Origin of the sequence: Amycolatopsis sp. NPDC102389 (assembly GCF_044765885.1) — a bacterium.
Taxonomy (GTDB): Bacteria; Actinomycetota; Actinomycetes; order Mycobacteriales; family Pseudonocardiaceae; genus Amycolatopsis.
Genome location: NZ_JBIWKX010000003.1, coordinates 101,469 through 117,512, shown reverse-complemented (window position 1 = coordinate 117,512; position 16,044 = coordinate 101,469). Strand labels below are relative to the sequence as shown.

At 67.3% G+C, this 16,044-nt stretch carries 26 protein-coding genes and 1 tRNA gene; 3 read left to right on the top strand and 24 right to left on the bottom strand.

Annotated elements, in window-relative coordinates; genetic code table 11:
• Window position 1 precedes the first annotated feature (1 nt).
• The 3 genes from ACIRGA_RS04330 to ACIRGA_RS04320 form a co-directional block, all read right to left on the bottom strand.
• Window positions 2–673, bottom strand: a complete 672-nt coding sequence (locus tag ACIRGA_RS04330; RefSeq protein WP_400936414.1) for a hypothetical protein — start codon at window positions 671–673, stop codon at window positions 2–4.
• Window positions 660–848 carry a hypothetical protein gene (locus ACIRGA_RS04325; RefSeq protein ID WP_400936412.1) on the bottom strand — a complete coding sequence of 63 codons (189 nt, stop codon included), beginning with the start codon at window positions 846–848 and terminating at the stop codon, window positions 660–662. The genes ACIRGA_RS04330 and ACIRGA_RS04325 overlap by 14 nt, the downstream gene beginning before the upstream one ends.
• Before the next feature lie 120 nt (window positions 849–968).
• Window positions 969–1,112 (bottom strand): hypothetical protein, encoded by a 144-nt coding sequence (locus ACIRGA_RS04320; protein ID WP_400936410.1) that lies wholly within the window; start codon window positions 1,110–1,112, stop codon window positions 969–971.
• 1,095 nt (window positions 1,113–2,207) lie between these two features.
• Between ACIRGA_RS04320 and ACIRGA_RS04315 the strand changes: the two genes are divergently transcribed.
• Entirely contained in the window at window positions 2,208–2,531 is a 324-nt protein-coding gene (locus ACIRGA_RS04315; RefSeq protein WP_400936408.1) for a hypothetical protein, read from the top strand.
• 135 nt (window positions 2,532–2,666) lie between these two features.
• Here the strand turns inward: ACIRGA_RS04315 and ACIRGA_RS04310 are convergent, their stop codons facing one another.
• On the bottom strand, window positions 2,667–3,119 hold the full coding sequence (locus ACIRGA_RS04310) for a hypothetical protein (protein WP_400936406.1): 453 nt from the start codon (window positions 3,117–3,119) through the stop codon (window positions 2,667–2,669).
• Between the two features lie 155 nt (window positions 3,120–3,274).
• Here ACIRGA_RS04310 and ACIRGA_RS04305 point away from each other — a divergent pair, with 155 nt between their 5' ends.
• Window positions 3,275–3,463 carry a DLW-39 family protein gene (locus ACIRGA_RS04305; RefSeq protein ID WP_016330468.1) on the top strand — a complete coding sequence of 63 codons (189 nt, stop codon included), beginning with the start codon at window positions 3,275–3,277 and terminating at the stop codon, window positions 3,461–3,463.
• A 37-nt stretch (window positions 3,464–3,500) separates the two neighbouring features.
• Window positions 3,501–3,573: transfer RNA gene (locus tag ACIRGA_RS04300), tRNA-Ala, on the top strand.
• A gap of 52 nt (window positions 3,574–3,625) precedes the next feature.
• Here the strand turns inward: ACIRGA_RS04300 and ACIRGA_RS04295 are convergent.
• The 20 genes from ACIRGA_RS04295 to ACIRGA_RS04200 all read right to left on the bottom strand — a co-directional run bounded on the left by ACIRGA_RS04295 (window position 3,626) and on the right by ACIRGA_RS04200 (window position 16,024).
• Window positions 3,626–4,813 (bottom strand): tyrosine-type recombinase/integrase, encoded by a 1,188-nt coding sequence (locus ACIRGA_RS04295; protein ID WP_400936404.1) that lies wholly within the window; start codon window positions 4,811–4,813, stop codon window positions 3,626–3,628.
• Window positions 4,813–5,016: an excisionase family DNA-binding protein gene (locus tag ACIRGA_RS04290; RefSeq protein WP_400936402.1), complete on the bottom strand. Its 204-nt coding sequence runs from the start codon at window positions 5,014–5,016 to the stop codon at window positions 4,813–4,815. Before ACIRGA_RS04290 ends, ACIRGA_RS04295 begins: the two co-directional genes overlap by 1 nt.
• Window positions 5,017–5,291: 275 nt before the next feature.
• Complete coding sequence (locus tag ACIRGA_RS04285) at window positions 5,292–6,260, bottom strand: AAA family ATPase (RefSeq protein ID WP_400936400.1); 969 nt, start codon at window positions 6,258–6,260, stop codon at window positions 5,292–5,294.
• 25 nt (window positions 6,261–6,285) lie between these two features.
• Window positions 6,286–7,245, bottom strand: a complete 960-nt coding sequence (locus tag ACIRGA_RS04280) for a bifunctional DNA primase/polymerase (RefSeq protein WP_400936398.1) — start codon at window positions 7,243–7,245, stop codon at window positions 6,286–6,288.
• The gene (locus ACIRGA_RS04275) at window positions 7,242–7,868 is read right to left on the bottom strand and encodes a hypothetical protein (protein ID WP_400936396.1); all 627 of its coding nucleotides are present in this window, start codon (window positions 7,866–7,868) and stop codon (window positions 7,242–7,244) included. Before ACIRGA_RS04275 ends, ACIRGA_RS04280 begins: the two co-directional genes overlap by 4 nt.
• 14 nt (window positions 7,869–7,882) lie before the next feature.
• Window positions 7,883–8,506 carry an HNH endonuclease family protein gene (locus ACIRGA_RS04270; protein ID WP_400936394.1) on the bottom strand — a complete coding sequence of 208 codons (624 nt, stop codon included), beginning with the start codon at window positions 8,504–8,506 and terminating at the stop codon, window positions 7,883–7,885.
• Entirely contained in the window at window positions 8,503–8,679 is a 177-nt protein-coding gene (locus tag ACIRGA_RS04265; protein WP_400936392.1) for a hypothetical protein, read from the bottom strand. Before ACIRGA_RS04265 ends, ACIRGA_RS04270 begins: the two co-directional genes overlap by 4 nt.
• Before the next feature lie 29 nt (window positions 8,680–8,708).
• Entirely contained in the window at window positions 8,709–9,152 is a 444-nt protein-coding gene (locus ACIRGA_RS04260; RefSeq protein ID WP_400936390.1) for a hypothetical protein, read from the bottom strand.
• A gap of 281 nt (window positions 9,153–9,433) precedes the next feature.
• Complete coding sequence (locus tag ACIRGA_RS04255) at window positions 9,434–11,596, bottom strand: cell division protein FtsK (RefSeq protein ID WP_400936388.1); 2,163 nt, start codon at window positions 11,594–11,596, stop codon at window positions 9,434–9,436.
• A complete protein-coding gene (locus ACIRGA_RS04250; RefSeq protein ID WP_400936387.1) occupies window positions 11,593–12,669 on the bottom strand; it encodes a hypothetical protein in 1,077 nt (358 codons plus the stop codon). The genes ACIRGA_RS04255 and ACIRGA_RS04250 overlap by 4 nt, the downstream gene beginning before the upstream one ends.
• Window positions 12,666–12,947, bottom strand: coding sequence for a hypothetical protein (locus ACIRGA_RS04245; protein WP_400936385.1), 282 nt, complete (start codon window positions 12,945–12,947; stop codon window positions 12,666–12,668). Before ACIRGA_RS04245 ends, ACIRGA_RS04250 begins: the two co-directional genes overlap by 4 nt.
• On the bottom strand, window positions 12,947–13,291 hold the full coding sequence (locus ACIRGA_RS04240; RefSeq protein ID WP_400936383.1) for a hypothetical protein: 345 nt from the start codon (window positions 13,289–13,291) through the stop codon (window positions 12,947–12,949). The genes ACIRGA_RS04245 and ACIRGA_RS04240 overlap by 1 nt, the downstream gene beginning before the upstream one ends.
• On the bottom strand, window positions 13,288–13,527 hold the full coding sequence (locus ACIRGA_RS04235) for a hypothetical protein (RefSeq protein WP_400936382.1): 240 nt from the start codon (window positions 13,525–13,527) through the stop codon (window positions 13,288–13,290). Before ACIRGA_RS04235 ends, ACIRGA_RS04240 begins: the two co-directional genes overlap by 4 nt.
• A complete protein-coding gene (locus ACIRGA_RS04230; RefSeq protein WP_400936380.1) occupies window positions 13,524–13,754 on the bottom strand; it encodes a hypothetical protein in 231 nt (76 codons plus the stop codon). The genes ACIRGA_RS04235 and ACIRGA_RS04230 overlap by 4 nt, the downstream gene beginning before the upstream one ends.
• Complete coding sequence (locus ACIRGA_RS04225) at window positions 13,751–14,191, bottom strand: RRQRL motif-containing zinc-binding protein (protein WP_400936378.1); 441 nt, start codon at window positions 14,189–14,191, stop codon at window positions 13,751–13,753. The genes ACIRGA_RS04230 and ACIRGA_RS04225 overlap by 4 nt, the downstream gene beginning before the upstream one ends.
• Window positions 14,188–14,562: a hypothetical protein gene (locus ACIRGA_RS04220; RefSeq protein WP_400936377.1), complete on the bottom strand. Its 375-nt coding sequence runs from the start codon at window positions 14,560–14,562 to the stop codon at window positions 14,188–14,190. The genes ACIRGA_RS04225 and ACIRGA_RS04220 overlap by 4 nt, the downstream gene beginning before the upstream one ends.
• The gene (locus tag ACIRGA_RS04215) at window positions 14,559–15,047 is read right to left on the bottom strand and encodes an ATPase (RefSeq protein ID WP_400936375.1); all 489 of its coding nucleotides are present in this window, start codon (window positions 15,045–15,047) and stop codon (window positions 14,559–14,561) included. The genes ACIRGA_RS04220 and ACIRGA_RS04215 overlap by 4 nt, the downstream gene beginning before the upstream one ends.
• A 115-nt stretch (window positions 15,048–15,162) precedes the next feature.
• Window positions 15,163–15,366: a hypothetical protein gene (locus ACIRGA_RS04210; RefSeq protein ID WP_400936373.1), complete on the bottom strand. Its 204-nt coding sequence runs from the start codon at window positions 15,364–15,366 to the stop codon at window positions 15,163–15,165.
• Window positions 15,366–15,668 carry a hypothetical protein gene (locus ACIRGA_RS04205; RefSeq protein WP_400936371.1) on the bottom strand — a complete coding sequence of 101 codons (303 nt, stop codon included), beginning with the start codon at window positions 15,666–15,668 and terminating at the stop codon, window positions 15,366–15,368. Before ACIRGA_RS04205 ends, ACIRGA_RS04210 begins: the two co-directional genes overlap by 1 nt.
• 164 nt (window positions 15,669–15,832) lie before the next feature.
• Window positions 15,833–16,024 (bottom strand): hypothetical protein, encoded by a 192-nt coding sequence (locus tag ACIRGA_RS04200; protein WP_400936369.1) that lies wholly within the window; start codon window positions 16,022–16,024, stop codon window positions 15,833–15,835.
• Between the last annotated feature and the right edge of the window lie 20 nt (window positions 16,025–16,044).

Genomic DNA, 16,044 nt, shown 5'->3' with positions numbered 1-16,044 from the left:
GTTACCAGGTGCGCAGCGCTTTCTGACTGTCAAGCCTGGTCTCTTCAGGCGGCTGGACCTTGTATCCCAGCCGCTCTAGCACGGCGACAGCCTCACTTGGTACCTCGCGAACGACTGCTCGCACCTGAAGACGTCGCCAGCGTTCTCGTCCGGCTTCTACTTCCTTCTCCCAACCTGCCTTGGCATCTAACCGACAGTCGCGAATAAGGAACTCCACGAAGTCTTCCAAGCACGGCCTGAACCTCGCGCCGCCTGTGGGGAAGTGGAGCGACGCGAGCTCATGAGGGTTGGAGTGACGAGTTTGAGAGAGGAGATGCGAGATCGCTCCACGATGGGCGTGTAGCTGGATGTGGGATGAAGGCTTACTTCTAGCATCGCGGTCGTAGTCGTACCGAACGATAGGCGTCCGGTCGATCTTTGCAGTGAGCTTGAAGACTGACTGCTCAACGGCCAGGTAGGTCTCGGTGCTGTCAAGGCGGAAGCGCTGAAAAACGTGCAGTTCTGCGAGCGGCCGCCCCTTAGCCTTCAGGGTGACGGGCTTGATGTCCGTAACGACGCGTTCGCCCAGTGTCTTGACCTCGCTGTCGGGGACATCGTCGAAGCATGCACGGAGCAGCGTCTCAGTCTCGGAAGTGAACCGATTTACCTGCTCCTGAAGGTCAGAGTTCGTCATCGCCGAGCAGGAACGCGATGTTCTGTAGTTCGTCCCACGTGTCCCACTCGTCGCCGACGAGGCTGAATGCCCTCGCTCGCTCCGTGAACGTGGCCAGGTCAGTGCCAAGCTGTTCGAGAATTCCATCTCGCCGCTGTAGTAGCTCGTCGCGGGTGACCGCTTCGACATGTGCCATGACGCCTCCCGTTCGTCGCTGCTCAGAGCCTCCATCATCCCGGCAAGGTCCGACATTTTCATCTCTCAGGCGTGACTGGTCGGGTTGACCGGCTGATAGTTGCAACCCCGTGATCATGGACTAGAGCCCATCGGCGAGGTGTTCGCAGCGTTTGCAGTTGCGGAGGTCCATGCCACCCACTCCTGCCTCGAACGGACCGTCGATCACCCACACGAGAGCGCCGCAGAGCGCTTCCTTCTGCGCTCCCGTCCGTCCGCCGCTCACTGCGTGTCGATCGCCGTATGGCTCAGGGACCTCGTCTTGGAGTCGCTTGTGCCAGCCTCCGACAGGTTGGCGGATAACTCGCGGTTTCAAGTCAGTGAAGCCCGCAGCCAAGAAGTCGTCCTCGTCGTAGATCTGCGGGTGTATCTCCTGGCCGCAGTCTCCGCATGTCCACGTGCCAGTGGGGGCAATGCGGCCCGCTACTGCTCGACCGCCATGAGCGTCCCGTGAATGGCCTGCTACAAGGTCGTCCTGATTTGGGGGCATCTGAGTCATACGCAGAGGTCGCAGTAGGTCTGGTCTCTGTTTCACATGTGGCTCATCGTCTGGCTGGGCGGCAGGCCCTTCGGAGGTCGAAAACGCTTGCGGGGGGTCGGCGCGACACGCCGAAGAAGCGACACTCTCGCGACACGCCGTACGAGTTACACCCATGTAGTCCACAAAATCCCCACAGGGTCTGACCAGCGGTTTTCCGGAAGTAGCCTGTTTTGATCACCAGGATATGAACAGGTGTTCTACCGGTATCAACAGGTTGTCCCCAGATTTTCGGTCGACTTATCCACAGTTGTCCCCAGGTAAAATTGCGCTGGTCCTTCTGAGCGCTCTAGCGTCCTCGCTGACCGATACGGGCCACAAGCACCAACGGTCACCCCGTCCCGACGTAACCGGTTGCGTCGGGGCCTCTACGCCTCGATTGAGGCGATTAACTCAGGAGAACCGATCGTGTCGATGGATGCGAGCAACCGAAGAAAGCGGAGGCGCCGGTCCAGGGCCGTAACCCCTGGCCGACGCCGTTCCGTCGAGCTACACGCGCAGTACGTCAAGCTGCTGATCTTGGTGATCACCCTGATCCTCGATGGGATCTTGATGGTCACCACGATTCTTAACGCGCTGCTGTAATACATGTAGCCGTCGGGTGGAGCGCCGAGCTCTGCCCGACGGCTACGGCGATAAGGATCTTCTAACGCGACTGCTGGGACAACTCCGGTAACCGAATTGTGTCTGATCGCGCAAGCAGGGATTTACGGACTGGACGAACATGGGGATCGGAGGGCAGGGTCGACTAGCCGCTTGAGGACCGTGAAGGGATCTGGCTACGTGAAGCTCAAATTCGATGACCATGACGGCAGTCGTTTGCTGTGCCCGACCTGCGACTTCGCTGCCACACATGTCGACGTCGTACGTGTCGCAGCCCGCGCGGAGGATCGTGAGTTCAACGAGATCTTCGTGGACGGCGTGACCGGTCGTGTTGCAACACACGAGGATTCGTCTGCACCGGTCGGCCCCAGGATGGGGACAGGTCGTCGCCATCGAATCGCTGTGACTGGACACTGTGAGAGCGGGCATGGCTTCGCGATCGTGTTCACGCAGCATAAGGGCGAGACGTTCGTTGAGGTTGTCGCAACAAACGACGTCCCGTAGGTGTTTCCCCTGGTCGCGGCAGCCTTGGATGCGTCGCTGTGAGCGACATTCTGGGCGACAATCGGGGTAGCGACCAGGGGATGCCCGCGGACGTCAGTGGACGTTCGGCATGCAGGTCGCAGGGCTGTTCCAAGGTCAACAAACCATAGATTTGGCCTGATAACGAAGAGGTCCCAGGTTCAAGTCCTGGTGGGCCCACTCCGAAAGCCGGTTCGCGATTATCGCGGGTCGGCTTTTTTTGCTGCCCTCAGCGGCATCTCGTTCGGCCAGGAACTCGTCGAGCAGTTCGAAGAGCAGTCCGGAGACGCGTGCCTCCTGCTCGGGGGTGATGTCCCAGCTGGTCCAGCCTTCCGGCAACGCGAGGTGACGTACCTGTCCGGTCCAGCCGTGGTTGCAATCCTTCCCGCGACGTGCGACCAACCAGTCCCGCCATCCGTCGAGCCCGGGGCCTCCGTGCCGAAACGCGTGCTGGTCGTAGCCCGTCAGAAACGACTCCAGGTCGGAGAGAGATCTGATTCCGAACATGGGCGGCCGTTCGGCGACGGAGGCGAAGTACTCGCGCTCGCTCCAGGTCTTCGGGTCTCGCATGAATACATCCTGCCGCTCAGGTGGCCGAGGTCGTGGGCGCTTCCCGGCAGGGTCTGTGGTTCCACGTGGAACGTCGGGCAGCGGGCGTCCGGAGAACGGCGTGCAGTAGCATCGGTGGGTAAGCGGAGCAACTCGGCGGAAAGAGGGGGCTTCTGATGAAGAAGCTGTTGGCACTCGCGGTCATCGCGGGCGGCGTGCTGTTCGTGATCAAGCGCAACAAGGCCGCCAAGGCCGAGGCCGACCTCTGGCGTGAGGCCACCGCCCCCACCGAGCGTCCCCTCGGTACCGCTTCCACGAACGGAAGCGCCCCGGCCAAGGCCGCGGACGCGTCCCGCAACAACTGATTTCGGCGCGGGCGGTTATCATGATCGCCTGCGATCCGGGGCTGTAGCTCAATTGGTAGAGCACCGCCTTTGCAAGGCGGGGGTCAGGGGTTCGATTCCCCTCAGCTCCACATAGAAAACGGCCTGGTCAGAGGGGTTTCCTCCGGCCAGGCCGTTGTCATTTCAGGCGGCTTTACCGCCTTGCGTGCCCCCCGCGTGCCCCTTTCGATGAGATTTGGCCCGCTTGCGGGCTCGTTTGCCTTCTGGTTTTCGTGCCGCGTCGACGTTCCTGCTGATCGCGTCGGCAATCGCGCGGTCACGTTCCCGGGTCGCGTGCTGGTAGATCAGCGCGGCCCGGGATGTGGAGTGACCCATCCGCGCCATGAGTTCCTTGGTGGTCGCGCCGCCTTCGGCCGCCAGCTGGTTTCCGGTGTGGCGGAGGTCATGAAAGTGCACGTCTCCGTCGACGCCAGCACTCGCGCGCGCCTTCGACCACAGTCGCCGAAAGTTTCGACGGCGCAGGATGCCGCCCTGTGGGCCGATGAACACGATGCCGTCGGCGCCAGCTTCGGCGTTGTGCTCCAGGTGCTGGCGGAGATCTTCGACGATGACTGACGGAATGGCCACGGTTCGCTTCCCGGCCGCACTCTTCGGTCCCTTGATGACCGCGCCCCCACGCAATTCGGCCTGAGATCGGCGTACGCGTACCTCCCCGGTCGTCAGGTCTACGTCACGACGCCGTAGTGCCGCAAGCTCGCCGAAGCGAAGCGACGTGAAGGTGGCCAGCAGGACGAGAACTCGGTACCGCGGCGGCACCGCGTCCGCGATCGCGAACACCTGACGAATGTTCAAGACTGAACGCTCCGGAGAGTCATCGTCCCCGGCGCCCTTGATATTGCAGGGGTTTCGCTTGACCATGCGATCTTCATTCACTGCCGTATTGAAGATGGCGCGCAGCAGACGGTACGACTTCGCGACCGTAGGCGCGCCAACTCCGGCGTTCGTGAGGTCGCTCCGCCAGCGCCGCACCGTTGCCGCCTTGATGTCGGCGACCTTCTTGCCTTCGAACGTTGGGCCGAAGTGGTTGCGCACAATCCCTTCATAGCGCTCACGGGTTGTCTCGCTCAGCTTGCGCTCAGCGACCCATTTCGAGGCGTACCCCATGAACGGGACTTTGCCCGCGTCCGGGTCTACCCAGTCTTCCTTCTCGATCTCGGTCTGCTTCTCGGCGAGCCACCCGGCTGCCGCTTTACGGGTCTCGAATGTCTCGGGAGCGGGCCGAAGTACTCCATCCGGTCCCGGATAGCGCGCCTGCCAGCGGCCTGACTTCAGTTGGCGAATTCGGCCCCAGTCGCGACGTTTGCTTGCCATCAGGCAGCTCCCTTCAAGTTGGTCAGTCGAGGTGTCACGGTGTTTTCGGCGATGTAGGCGGCTAGAACGCTTTGGGCGATGCGGACGTGTCGCCCGGCCTTGACGAACTCGATTCGTCGTTCTTCGATCAGTCGTCGCGGAAAGCGGACCGTGGTGCCGAGCACTTTCGCGACCTGTTCGACACTGAGATAGCGCTCATCCATGGCGCGGGTGACCTTTCGTCGGCGTGATGGCTGGCGGCTGGTCGTGTCATGGGTCTGCCCTCCGATTTGCTGGTGTCACTCGGGTGTCACTGGCGTTTGTGCTGGTCAGGCGGTTGGGGTGACAAGGTGACAGGGGTGACAGGGGAGACGGGTCCCTGCTGTCACGGGTGACAGGTGGTTGGGGGTGTCACTCCGGGTGTCACTGCTGTGTGTGCTGGTCAGCGTCGTGAGGTGACAGGGGTGACGGGGGTGACAGTGGGGGTGTGTCCCGGGTGTCACTCCGGGGCGCTGTAGGTGCCTTCACGGTCGACCTGCAGTTGCCCGGCTTCCTGCATCCGTTTGCAGGTCTGCCGGACGGTGTTCGGGACGAGCTGCAGGGCTTCGGCGATCCGGGCGGGTTTGAGCGGCCCGTGGTCGCGCAGCAGGTGGAGAATGTCCGCGCGGGTGTTGGACACGGTGTGGTCGGAGGCGGGTCCGTCCAATTTGGTCCAGGCCCCGGCCTGGGCGTCGAAGCTCATGGCGTAGTCGGCTTCTTCGACGTCGCGGCCGGTGACGTGAAGAACTCCGTCGGCCTGTCCGCGGCCGCGTTCGAGCACCAATGTGGCGTCGACGGCGCCGGTGAGTCCCGCGGTTCCGGACACCAGGTTCTGCCAGTCTTCGGCGCCCTGTTTCCGGACGTGGTGGATGAGCAGGAACGGCACGGAGTAGTGGTCGGCCAGGCGTTTGAACCTGCCCGCGGCGGCGTAGTCGCCGGTGTAGGCAGACTGGCCGGGAGCATCGGAACCGCGCATTTTCTCGTAGGTGTCGATGATGACCAGCCGGGCGTGCGGGTTTTCCTCCAACCATTCGACAAGCACCTGTTCGCCTCCGGCGGTCATGGTGGGACAAGCGGTTTCCAGGGTGAGCAGGGGCGCGGCCCGGCCACCGGCGGCCAGCATCTGACGGCGGCGACGCTGCAGCCGTCGGCCGGTGTCCTCCAACGCGCAGTACAGGACCGGGCCGCGCTCCACTTCGATCGACCCGAGCACCGGATCACCGTTGGCGATATCGGCACCCAGCCCGAGGGACAGCCACGACTTGCCCAGCTTCGGCGCACCGGCCAGCAGGTTCAGCCCTTCCGCGAGCAGTCCGGGGACAGCCCACTTCGGCGGCGGGAACTCCTCTCGCATCAGCTCCGCATCCGTCCACCGGGTACGGCGTTCGGGCGGGTTCGGCACGGGCGCCAAAGCGCGCGGGGAAGTCATGATCAAGCCTCCGTAGTGCAGGTGGTCAGGCGATCCGGCGGGGACGGTTGGCCCCGGCCTTGAGGCCGGACGTGATCGTGGTTTCGGCCTCGCGGGCGGTGAAGTGCCGCGTCCCGACGTGCCGCCCGGCCGCGGTCCTCAGCGCCGCCCGCACCTCGTCCTCACCGACCGCGCCACCGGCCACCAGTTGCCCGAGTGCGACGGCGGCGGCGTAGAGCGTGGCGTTGCGGTTGGTGGTGGCGTCGGCGACTTTCCCGGCCTCCGCCCGGATCGCCGCGGTGACGTAGCGGTCGCGGCGGCCGGTCGCCGGTCGGATCGGCACCACCGGCGCGGGCGGCAACGCGGCCGGGGTGAGCCGGTCCGCGAGCCATGCCGGCATTCCCGCCACGGGCCCGTCGAACAGGTAGTTGTACCGGCCGGAAGCGGCGACGCTGCCCGGCGCGACGACGTAGCCGCCCCACGCGCGGACGTCGACTTTCCAGCCGAGCCCGTTCCCGCGCTCCCCACCGGTGTTGCGCAGCTGCACGCCGTCCGGGGCCCGGAAGTACAGGTGCAGCCCACCGGACGGCGTCCGGACGGTGAGGGTGTCCCCGGGCAGCGGTTCCCCGGCCTGCTCCGCCAGGATCGCCAGCACGTCTTCCCCGCTGGCGGCGCCTTGCTCCGCCCATTCCGCGGGGATCTCTTCCCCGGGCTTGGCCACGTCGAGGTCGATCACGCACAACCCAGACGGCCCGGTGGCCAGCCCGACGTTGTACGCGGCCTGCGACCACGCCGCGCGGATCTTGTCCGGGTCGGTGGTGGCGCGCTGCTCCCACGTCCGGTGACCATCCGCGCAACGGCCGGTGCGGGGGCAGGCGTCGATGTTGTGCCCGGCCGGGCGCTTGCGGCCAGGGCGGAGCGGGAACACGTGCCAGCCGCGCCCAGCCGCGTCCAGCGCCGCCGCCAGCAAGGGGTTGCCGGGGGTGCTCAGCAGGGTGGTGGTCATCGGGCCTCCCTGGCCTCGGTGCGTCCGTACGCGGTGGTGTGATCGGCCAGCCAGTCATGGACGACGAACCGGCGTTGCGCGAAGGCGCGGGCGATCGTGGCGTGCACGGGCACGTCGTCCGGTGGGCAGATGGTCACCACGCCCGGCTCCTGATACGTCCGCACGTCGCCGTCGGCCTGCAGGCGGGCGGAGATCAGCTCTACGGGCATCCCGCTCCAGACCGGCCGGGCGCGGTCGTGCAGGGCCCGGTAGGCGTCGTAGGTGTGCAGCCGGTTGCCCGGGGCGTAGCCCTCGCGCAGGCCGATGGCGACCATGACCGCGGGCCGGACCAGCCGCCCGCCGCTTACCCAGCGGCCACCGGCGACAAGGTCGCGTGCGGCGTGCTCGCAGTCGTCCGGGTCCGGGGTGCCGTGGCTGACACTGGGGTCGCGAACCAGGCGAATCCAGGACGACCCATGACCGGTGGTGAGGGCGTAGGCGGTCATCGGCACACCGGTGCGCCCGGTCAGCTCGGCGATTTCGTCGACGATCTCGGCGAGCGGGTAGCGGGGTGCGGTGGCGTGCAGCTCGTGCGCCCACACGCCCGGGGCGGACGCGGTCTCGCGGTAGGAGGTGCTGCTCATCTCGGGAGTCCCTTTCAGCAGTGGCGGAGGATGGCGGCGATGGCGTCGTGTTCGGCCTGGTCGACGGTCATGGCGTAGGTGGTCTTCACCCACACCCAGTGCGCGACGTAGCCGCACCGGTCCTTCGCGGGAAGCCACTTCGCGGGGTCCTGGTCGCCTTTGGCGCGGTTGGACTTCGCCGTGACGGCGACCAAGACGTTGGGGTCGTTGGCGTAGCGGGTGCGCTGTTTCTCCGACCAGCCTCGGGTGCCGGAGCGGGCGGCTTCGGCCAGCGGCACCATGTGGTCGACGTCGACGGCCTCCGGGTCGGTGACCGTGATGCCGTCGTAGCGGCTGGTCCACTCTCCACTCAGGACCTTGCAGCCCTTGCCGGTCTTCACGTTCCGGCCCTGGACTTTGAGGGTGTCCTCGCGGCGGTTGCAGCCCTTCCCGACGCTGTCCCAGTGCGGCCAGTCGTCACGGTTGTAGTGGGCGCCGGTGTCGGCCGGGGCGACCCGGAGCGCGGCCAGCTGGCGAGCGACGGTGCTCGAGTCGCCGGTGGACTGCTTCGCTGCTGCCGTCTCCGGTGTCGGCACGCACGCCGCGGTGCCGAGCGCGACGGCGGCCGCCACCATGGCGATCGTGGTCGTGGGTTTCATCGCTTGCCCCCGTTCTTCTTGGCCTTGTGGACGGCTTCGCAGGCCGGACAGGCCGGGCTGGTGAACCACGGTGACCGGCCCTCACCTGCCGGGATGACCAGCCCGCACAGGGCCGTGAAATCGCCGGACCACCAGCTCTTGCTGCCGCGGTGAACGAACTGTTTGCTGCCCATGTCGATCCCTCCGGTTGACGGGGTGGTGGTCAGACCTGCGAGCCGGACAGGTGGCCGCGGGCGGCGAGTACTCGCGCCACCCGGTCGATGCGGCCCCAGTGCCGCCGCACCTGCCGTTTCGCCTCGTTCAGGGCTTGGCCGCGGGAGATTCCGGTGCCGCGGGAATGCCGGCCGAAATTGGCACGGTCCCCGCCTGCCTGGGCGGCGGCCATGCTGTCGGCCTTCCAGCTCCCGAACCCGTTGACCTGGTAGAAGCGGGCTTCGGCGGCGTGCCCGGCCATGACCATGACCAGGTACGGGAACGGGTCGTCCTCGTCCGGGCAGTCTTCGGCGGTGCGGGTGTACGCGCCGCTGGCGGTGACCTTGACGTGGTGCACGGTGCCGCCGTTGAGCTTGTGGAGCACGGCGTGCCCGCCCTCGTGGTAGGCGGCCGCCAGCAGTTCCAGGTCGGTGATCTCGTCGATGCGTCCCATTTCGGAGTCCTCTCGTCAGTGACGGTGAGTGAGCGTTTTTGGCATGGGGGTGCCGTGGCGGCGGCCGGTGGCGCGTCGCCGACGGGGTGTGGAGTTCGAGTGAGATCGGGAGTGAGGTCCCGGGAGACCGGTTAGGTTCCTAACTCCCGGAGTGAGATCAGGGCTCTGGCCTGCTGATCTGCGGAAAGTTAGCCGGGTGAGGCGAGTTAGCCCGGCCCGTCAGGCTGTTGTGATCATGGTTTCCGGCGGTGTTGCCGCCGTCTGGACCGGGCTAACTCTGGTCACTCGTCGCCGTCCAGGTCAGCGGTGGCCTGCTTCGCGAGTGCTTCACGCACCGTGACCGGATCGACCGGCCAGCGGTTGCCCGTGGAAGGCACTTTGACCCCGTACTGAGCGGCCAGGATCTCCCGCAAGCCCTTGCCCGTGAGCCGCTTGTACGGCTCCCAGCCCGGGGCGTGCGCCGCCAGCAGCGCGGGCACATCCGCGGCGGGCACTGTCGTGTCCCCCAGGACGGCGTCGAGGTCTTCCAGCAGGTCCCGGGCGACCGGGATTTCCCGGGCCGGTGCCGGGGTTCCCGGCAGGGACTTCATTGCGGCCAGCGACCGTTCGATGATCGGGGTGACCTGGTCGTTGTCGCGGGACACGTCCAGGAAGTACACCTGCACGATCTCGGAGCGTTCGCCGGTGAAGCCCTTGACCACCGCGGTTCCCTTGTCGGTGCCCGGAATCAGCTCCGTCGCGCGGTGACCGGCGGCGTAGGCACCCTGCCCGAGCAGCGCGTCATTGGCCACGTGGTCCCCGACGGCGAACGCGACACCGTTGGAGCAGTTGCGCGTGACGTCGCGGGGCATCGAGTCCTTGGTGGGGGCCTGTGTGGAGACGATCAGGTGAATCGCACGCTTGCGTCCCAGGCGGACAATGTCGACCAGCAGCCGCGAGATTTCCTTGCCGTACAAGGGGTGTTGGATCGCGACGTGCGCCTCTTCCAGCAGCGCGAAGATGGGGTGCAGGCCGACGTTCTTGTTCGCGTACTCCCGCGTCACGGCGGGGATCTCGTACTTGATCAGCAGTTCGCCGCGGCGCTGCACTTCGGCGTGCAGGTCCTGCAGGTCGGCGAGGATTTCGGCGATCTTGTCGTCTTCGGCCCCCATCACGTAGCGGGTGCACCGCGGCTTGAACACCTCGAAGTCGAAGTTCGCGTCCGGCACCCAGATCCGCAGCTCAGCAGTGGGATCGAGCGCCGCACCGGCCATGATGATCCGGGCCGCGGACGACTTGCCCTGCCCGGGCATGCCGCCGCAGATCGTGTTGCGCTCCAGCAGCGGGGCGTTGATCGGGTTGCCCCGCAACGTTTTCCCGAACGGAACGCCCTTGAACACGTCCACCACACCATCGGTGAGCAGCGGGTATTCGCCCGCTCCTTCGGCCAATGCGCCCTTGTCAGCAACCCACAGGTCGAGGATTCCGGCCTCGGATCCGGTGGTGGGCCACACTTCCTTGGCCAGCCGGTGCAGGCCGGTGGCGAGGTCACCGCGGCGGCGGGCGACCTTTTCCGCGGTCACACCAGCAGGAAGCCGGACGACGGCATGGGTTCCGCGACCGTCCACCCGGGCCGGGGTGAGGAACTGCAGCGGCGAACCGGTCTTGAGGTAGGCGGTGATCTGGGGGATACGCAGGGCAGACAGCGCGGCGGCGATCGTGGTCTCATCAATCGACACGTCCACATCGGACTCCGCCGACGTCGCCAGCCAGCCCGGTGCCGCACCGGCCTTGCGGCCCAGGTGCCACAGGCCGATCACAGCGACCCACGGCGCGGCGAGCACGATCGGACCCCACGCGATCGTGAGCACCATGACCACCCAGTTGATCGCGTCGATCACCGCGCTGATCGGGGCGATCACATCCGAGATCCGCTCGTTCGCCACCGCGAGCACGATCCCCAGCGCCAGCAGGAACCCGATCCCCGCGGCCACGCTGATCGCCAGCGCTTTCGCGACCTTGCCCGGGGCCTGCAGCAGGTCCATCCGGCGGGAATGCCGGCGTTCCTTCGCCGCTTCGGCGCGCTCGTCCCACTCCTTGAGGGCTTCCATGTCCCCGCGCAGCTCCGCCCCGCGCATCAGCCGCTCATACCGGGCGTTCGTCGACGACTCCCACGCCCGCACCACCAGCACCTTCGCCCCGCCGCCGACGTAGACCGCGTTGCGGACCAGCGCCTTCCCGACGGTCTTGGTGCGCTCGTGCGTGGCGACGGCCTTGGTCACGCGGGCGACCGTGACCACGTCGTTGCGGTACCCCTGGTACCGCGCCATCATCTTCGCCTTCTCCGAGGTGAGGCGCTGGTACTCCTCTTCGGTGATGAACTCGCCCTCGATCGCGCCGCCGTCGACGGTCGGGAGGTGGTGCACGGTCGCCAGCTCCGCCGACTCGGTGGTGTGCTCGTTCACTTGGCGTCTCCCTTGAACTGGTCGCGCAGCTTGCGGGCGGTCTTCGGCGCGCACTTGAGGGTGCGGCGGATCGATTCGGCCGACGTCGGGTTGACGTCCCCGGCCTTGATCAGGGCGCGGAACTCGGCTTCCAGCTCCGCATCCGACCGGGTTTTCGGTGCCCGGATCGTGCGGCGCCGCGGGGTCGATTCCTGCTGGTCAACCTCCGGATCGAGCACCGCGACCACACCCGTACCGGCCGTGTCGGTGGTCGGGGTGATCGAGGGTCGATCCTGCTGCGCGAGCCACGCCGTGACCTCGTCGGCGAGACTGATCGGAACCTCGGTGAGGCGGCCGCGGCGGCTGATCTCGTACCGGCCCGGGGCGAACACCAGGGTCGCGGTTCCGGTGTGGTCGATCTCGCCCACCGCGTGCCGGATCGCCGCCGCGCGGATCTTCATCGTCTTCGCGAGTGCCTGCCGCTCCAGCTTCGCCGCGGCCTTCTCCGCCGCCGTCCGGCGCGGGGACGCGACCGCGAGTTGGTGGGCGATGACACCGGCGATCGACACGAGCCCCATCAGCAGCCCCGAGGACCAGCCGTGGCGGAGACCGTCCAGCAGGTTCAGGGCGAACCCGTATCCGGCGAACACCCAGATACCGGCCTGCAGCGACCGCACTGGCCGTCCCGGAGTCCGCCGCGCCACCTGCACGGCGACCGCGAACGCCCACATGCCGAGCTCGCTGATCACGGGGAGCACGACCCCGAGGGCGCTGCCGTAGGTCTCGACACCGTGGCGCGCCATCGCGGGCACCGCCAGCACTGCCGCGGCCAGACCCAGCAGGTAAATCGGGCCGTCCACCCGGTGCGCCGCCAGCCACGCCGTGAGCGCTGCCCATCGGGCTGTCCGCTTCGCCTGCCGCGCGGTCTTCGCCGCGGCGTCGAGCTCGGCCTGCGCGGCGGCGTCCTTGCGCTGCTGCTCCGCCAGCGCCGCCCGTTCGGCCATCCGCAGTTCCGTGCGGGTGGCCGCATCGAGCCGAGCCTGCTCCCGGTCGGCGATCCGGTCCGCGCGCTGCTGTTCCCTCCACGTGCTCATGCCCGAACCTCCCGCTCACTGCCCATGCCGGCATTCCCCTGCGACCCGGCCTCGATCTGCCGGGGCACCACCTTGTTCTGCAGCTCCGCCCGCGTCTTGTGGTCGCGGACCTCGTTCAGCGCCCACCACAGGGCGACTGCACCGGAGACCGTGGCCAGCCACGGCCACACCAGCACCCCGGCGACGGCGGGCAGCGTGATCCCGGCCAGTTCCCCGGCGTGCCCGACCGTCCAGGCCACCGCGGCCTCGGTGCGCGTCCGCTCGATCTCGTTCGTCATCACCGCGTCTCCGTCTCATCCGTCACGCACTCGTGCGCCGGTGGCGCTTCGGGAAAGTTCTCGCTCGTCAGCAGCGGGCGGCCGCGGGAGAACAAGGACACGACGTTCGCCAGCCCCCACACCGCGTACAGCCCGGCGAGCCCGGCCAGCAGGACCGTGAACGGCACCCATCCGCCGCACAGAACCTGCGTGGCCACGAACACCACACCGGCCACCAGCAGCGAACCGAGCAGCAAGGCCCCGGCGTCCTCGGCCGCCTGCTCCTGCGCGTCCGCGTACCGCTCGGCCGCCAGATGCGCGACCAGATCCGGGCACTCGGCGATGTTCCACCGGTTCCTGCTCATGGCCGAACCTCCCGTCCTGTTGGCGTGCAAGCGAAGTGGTTGATCGGACCGCGCGGCGGGCGGGACACCTGCCGGACCGCGTAGCCGTCCGCGCGGCTCATCACTCCGGTGATGACCTGCAGCAGCAGCCCCAGCGGAATCCGCAGCAGCTGCAGCACCGCGAACAGCACCACCGCCGCAACGAACCGCAGCAACGCCCCGGTGCCGCGCGTTTCCAGCACGTCGAACGTGGTCATGACTTCTCACCCGCCACGGCGTGCCAGGCCTTCCAGTACCCGACGGGCATCCCCATGGCGCTGGCTGCTGCTGTCGCTGCCGCCAATGCCAGCTGGGCGTGGACGTTGGCGGCTGCTCCGATTCGGGCCACGCGGTCAGCATTGAGGCACCATCCATCGGAGTCCTTGCCTGCCAGCAGGATCGCGGCGAGCCGTTCGGCTTCGCGGTAGTGCTCCGGGCCGGTCATGCCGCCACCTCCACGTCGTTGGACATCTCGATTTCGAGGCAGGACCAGCACTGCCGGGTGCTGGTCGGCATGCAGTAGTCCTTCTCTTCGGCGCAATCGACGCAGGTGCGGCGGGCACGCATCGCGTACTGCAGGTTCCGCAGCCGCGAGACCTGCTGTGCCTGCGACGGCACCGGCCGCTCCACGGCGTCGGCCACGGTGAACAGCTCCGCGACGGTTTCGCGGGCGTAGGGCTTGCGGTGCCGGAACACCAGCAGCGCCCGCGGGTCCAGCCCCGCGGCTGACAACCCTGCCTCCCGCAACTGCGTGGTGGTGTAGAGCCCGGCCGGGGCCTCGTTCCACCCGAAGTAGGGCAGCCCTTCCCGGAAGCCGCGGGCTTCGGCGACCAAAACCGTGTCCCCGCAAGGAATGTGGGCGATGATCCGCGCGGCGCTCACAGGACCTCACCTGCTTCGATCACCGGGCCGCGCTCGTTGAACCACGCCACCGCGGCGGACAGCTGCGCGAACCGGCCGAGCGCTTCGCCGTAGGAGGCGTCCGTCGCCAGGTCCTCGGTCCGGAAGCTGTCGGTGCGTATCTCGGTGCACTGGCGGATCAGGTTCACCCACTCGTTCACGACGTCCAACGCGTCGTTGAGCTGCCGCACAGCGCGTTCACGCGTTCGGGCGGCGTAGGCGCTGGTCTCTTCCTCTACCATCGGGAACCCCTTCGAGTCCTTAGCTGGCTGGTCGGGACCCGGCGCGGTCGGCGCGTTCTTGGCGGAGTGGGCCGCCGCGTCGGGGCAAGTGATCTGCAGGTTGGTGGTCATCGCTGCACCACCGGCCGTCGAATGTCGCGGTGATAGACCTCCGCGTCGATGCCGTCACCGGCCAGCAGCAGCGCCAGCGCTTCGGCGATGACCACCGATCGGTGGCGGCCGCCAGCGCAGCCCACAGCGACCGTGACCACCTTCGGAGTAGCGGCCGGGACCAGGGCGGCGATCGCCGCGGCCTGAGCACGCACAAATTCGAGCGCGCCGACCTGGTCGAGCACGTTCGCCCGCACCGCGTTGTCCCGGCCGGTGCTGTAGCGCAGAGCAGGGGTGACGTGCGGGTCTCGGAACAGGCTGCGCACGTCGATCACCAGGTGCGAAGAGGTGAACGGCCGAGGCTTCGAGTCCTCGTGCAGGTAGCCGAAGCTCTCGATGACCACGCGCGTGATCGTCACGGAATCGGTCGGGGTCACCCGGAGTCCGAAGTCGCCGACCATCTCGGTTCCGGGCCACTGGTCGCCGAACGGGGTCATGTGCGTCATAGGTCGTCTCCTTCGCCCCAAAAGTCGTCGTGCCACATGTCGGTGTGCTCGTCGCTGCCGCACGTCTCACACGTCGGCTCGTGCTGGTCGGGCTCGACCTTCGAGTGCTGCCCCATCACGCCACCGCCAGCAGGCGGGCCGCGTGCCGGTGTGCCTGGTCGGCCTGCTCCGCAGCACCGGCCGAACCCGTGGCGGCCAGATGCTCCAGCACGACGGCCTTGCGCTCGTACCAGGCGGCGATCGAGGTCACCGGTGCGTCGACGGCCGGGCGGGTCAGGTGCAGTGCGCCCAGTTCGGCGAGCACGTTCGGGGCCGCCATCACGCGGCCTCGGTCGCGGCCGGGACCGACACCGGGAGGCGAGCGGGCAGCGACCGCAGAGCCTCGCGGCCAGCGCGACGGCGGGTACGTGCCGCGCGGCGCTGGTCGGTGAAGTCGTAAAGGAACGCCGCGGAAGCGGCGTGCTCATCGGCCGCCAGCTCCCGATCGACCTCTTCCAGCAGCGCGTCAATCGCGGATTCGGTCAGACCATCCGGGTAGAAACCCTCACCGGTCATGCCGTCGGCGAACTCCGGGAAGGTGGCCGGGGAAGCCGGGTACCAGGTGTTGCGCTTCGCGTTCATTGGATCTCCTAAGCGTTCGAATTCGTTGTGAGGCAAGGGATTCAGTTCGAGCAGCACGGGCAGTCGCCGCAGTGGACCGTGTCGCCCTCACCGGCGCGGTAGCAGTCGAGACAGGTCACCATCAGGGATTCCTCTCAGCGTTGGATTCGCGGTAAACGTGCAGGTCAGAAGCTGTTGAAGAACGTCACAACGCTCGTCGCGGCGGTGTCGATCGCCCCGAACACGGACTTGCCGAACGTGGCCGCCTCGATCGGCGCCTTCACGATCAAGACCAGCGCCAGGACCAGCAGGGCCCCGACCAGCCACTTCGCCTTGCCGCCGCCGAGCTTGAAGCGGGGCATCGAGTTCTTCGCCATGGTGCTGTCTCCCTACTCAG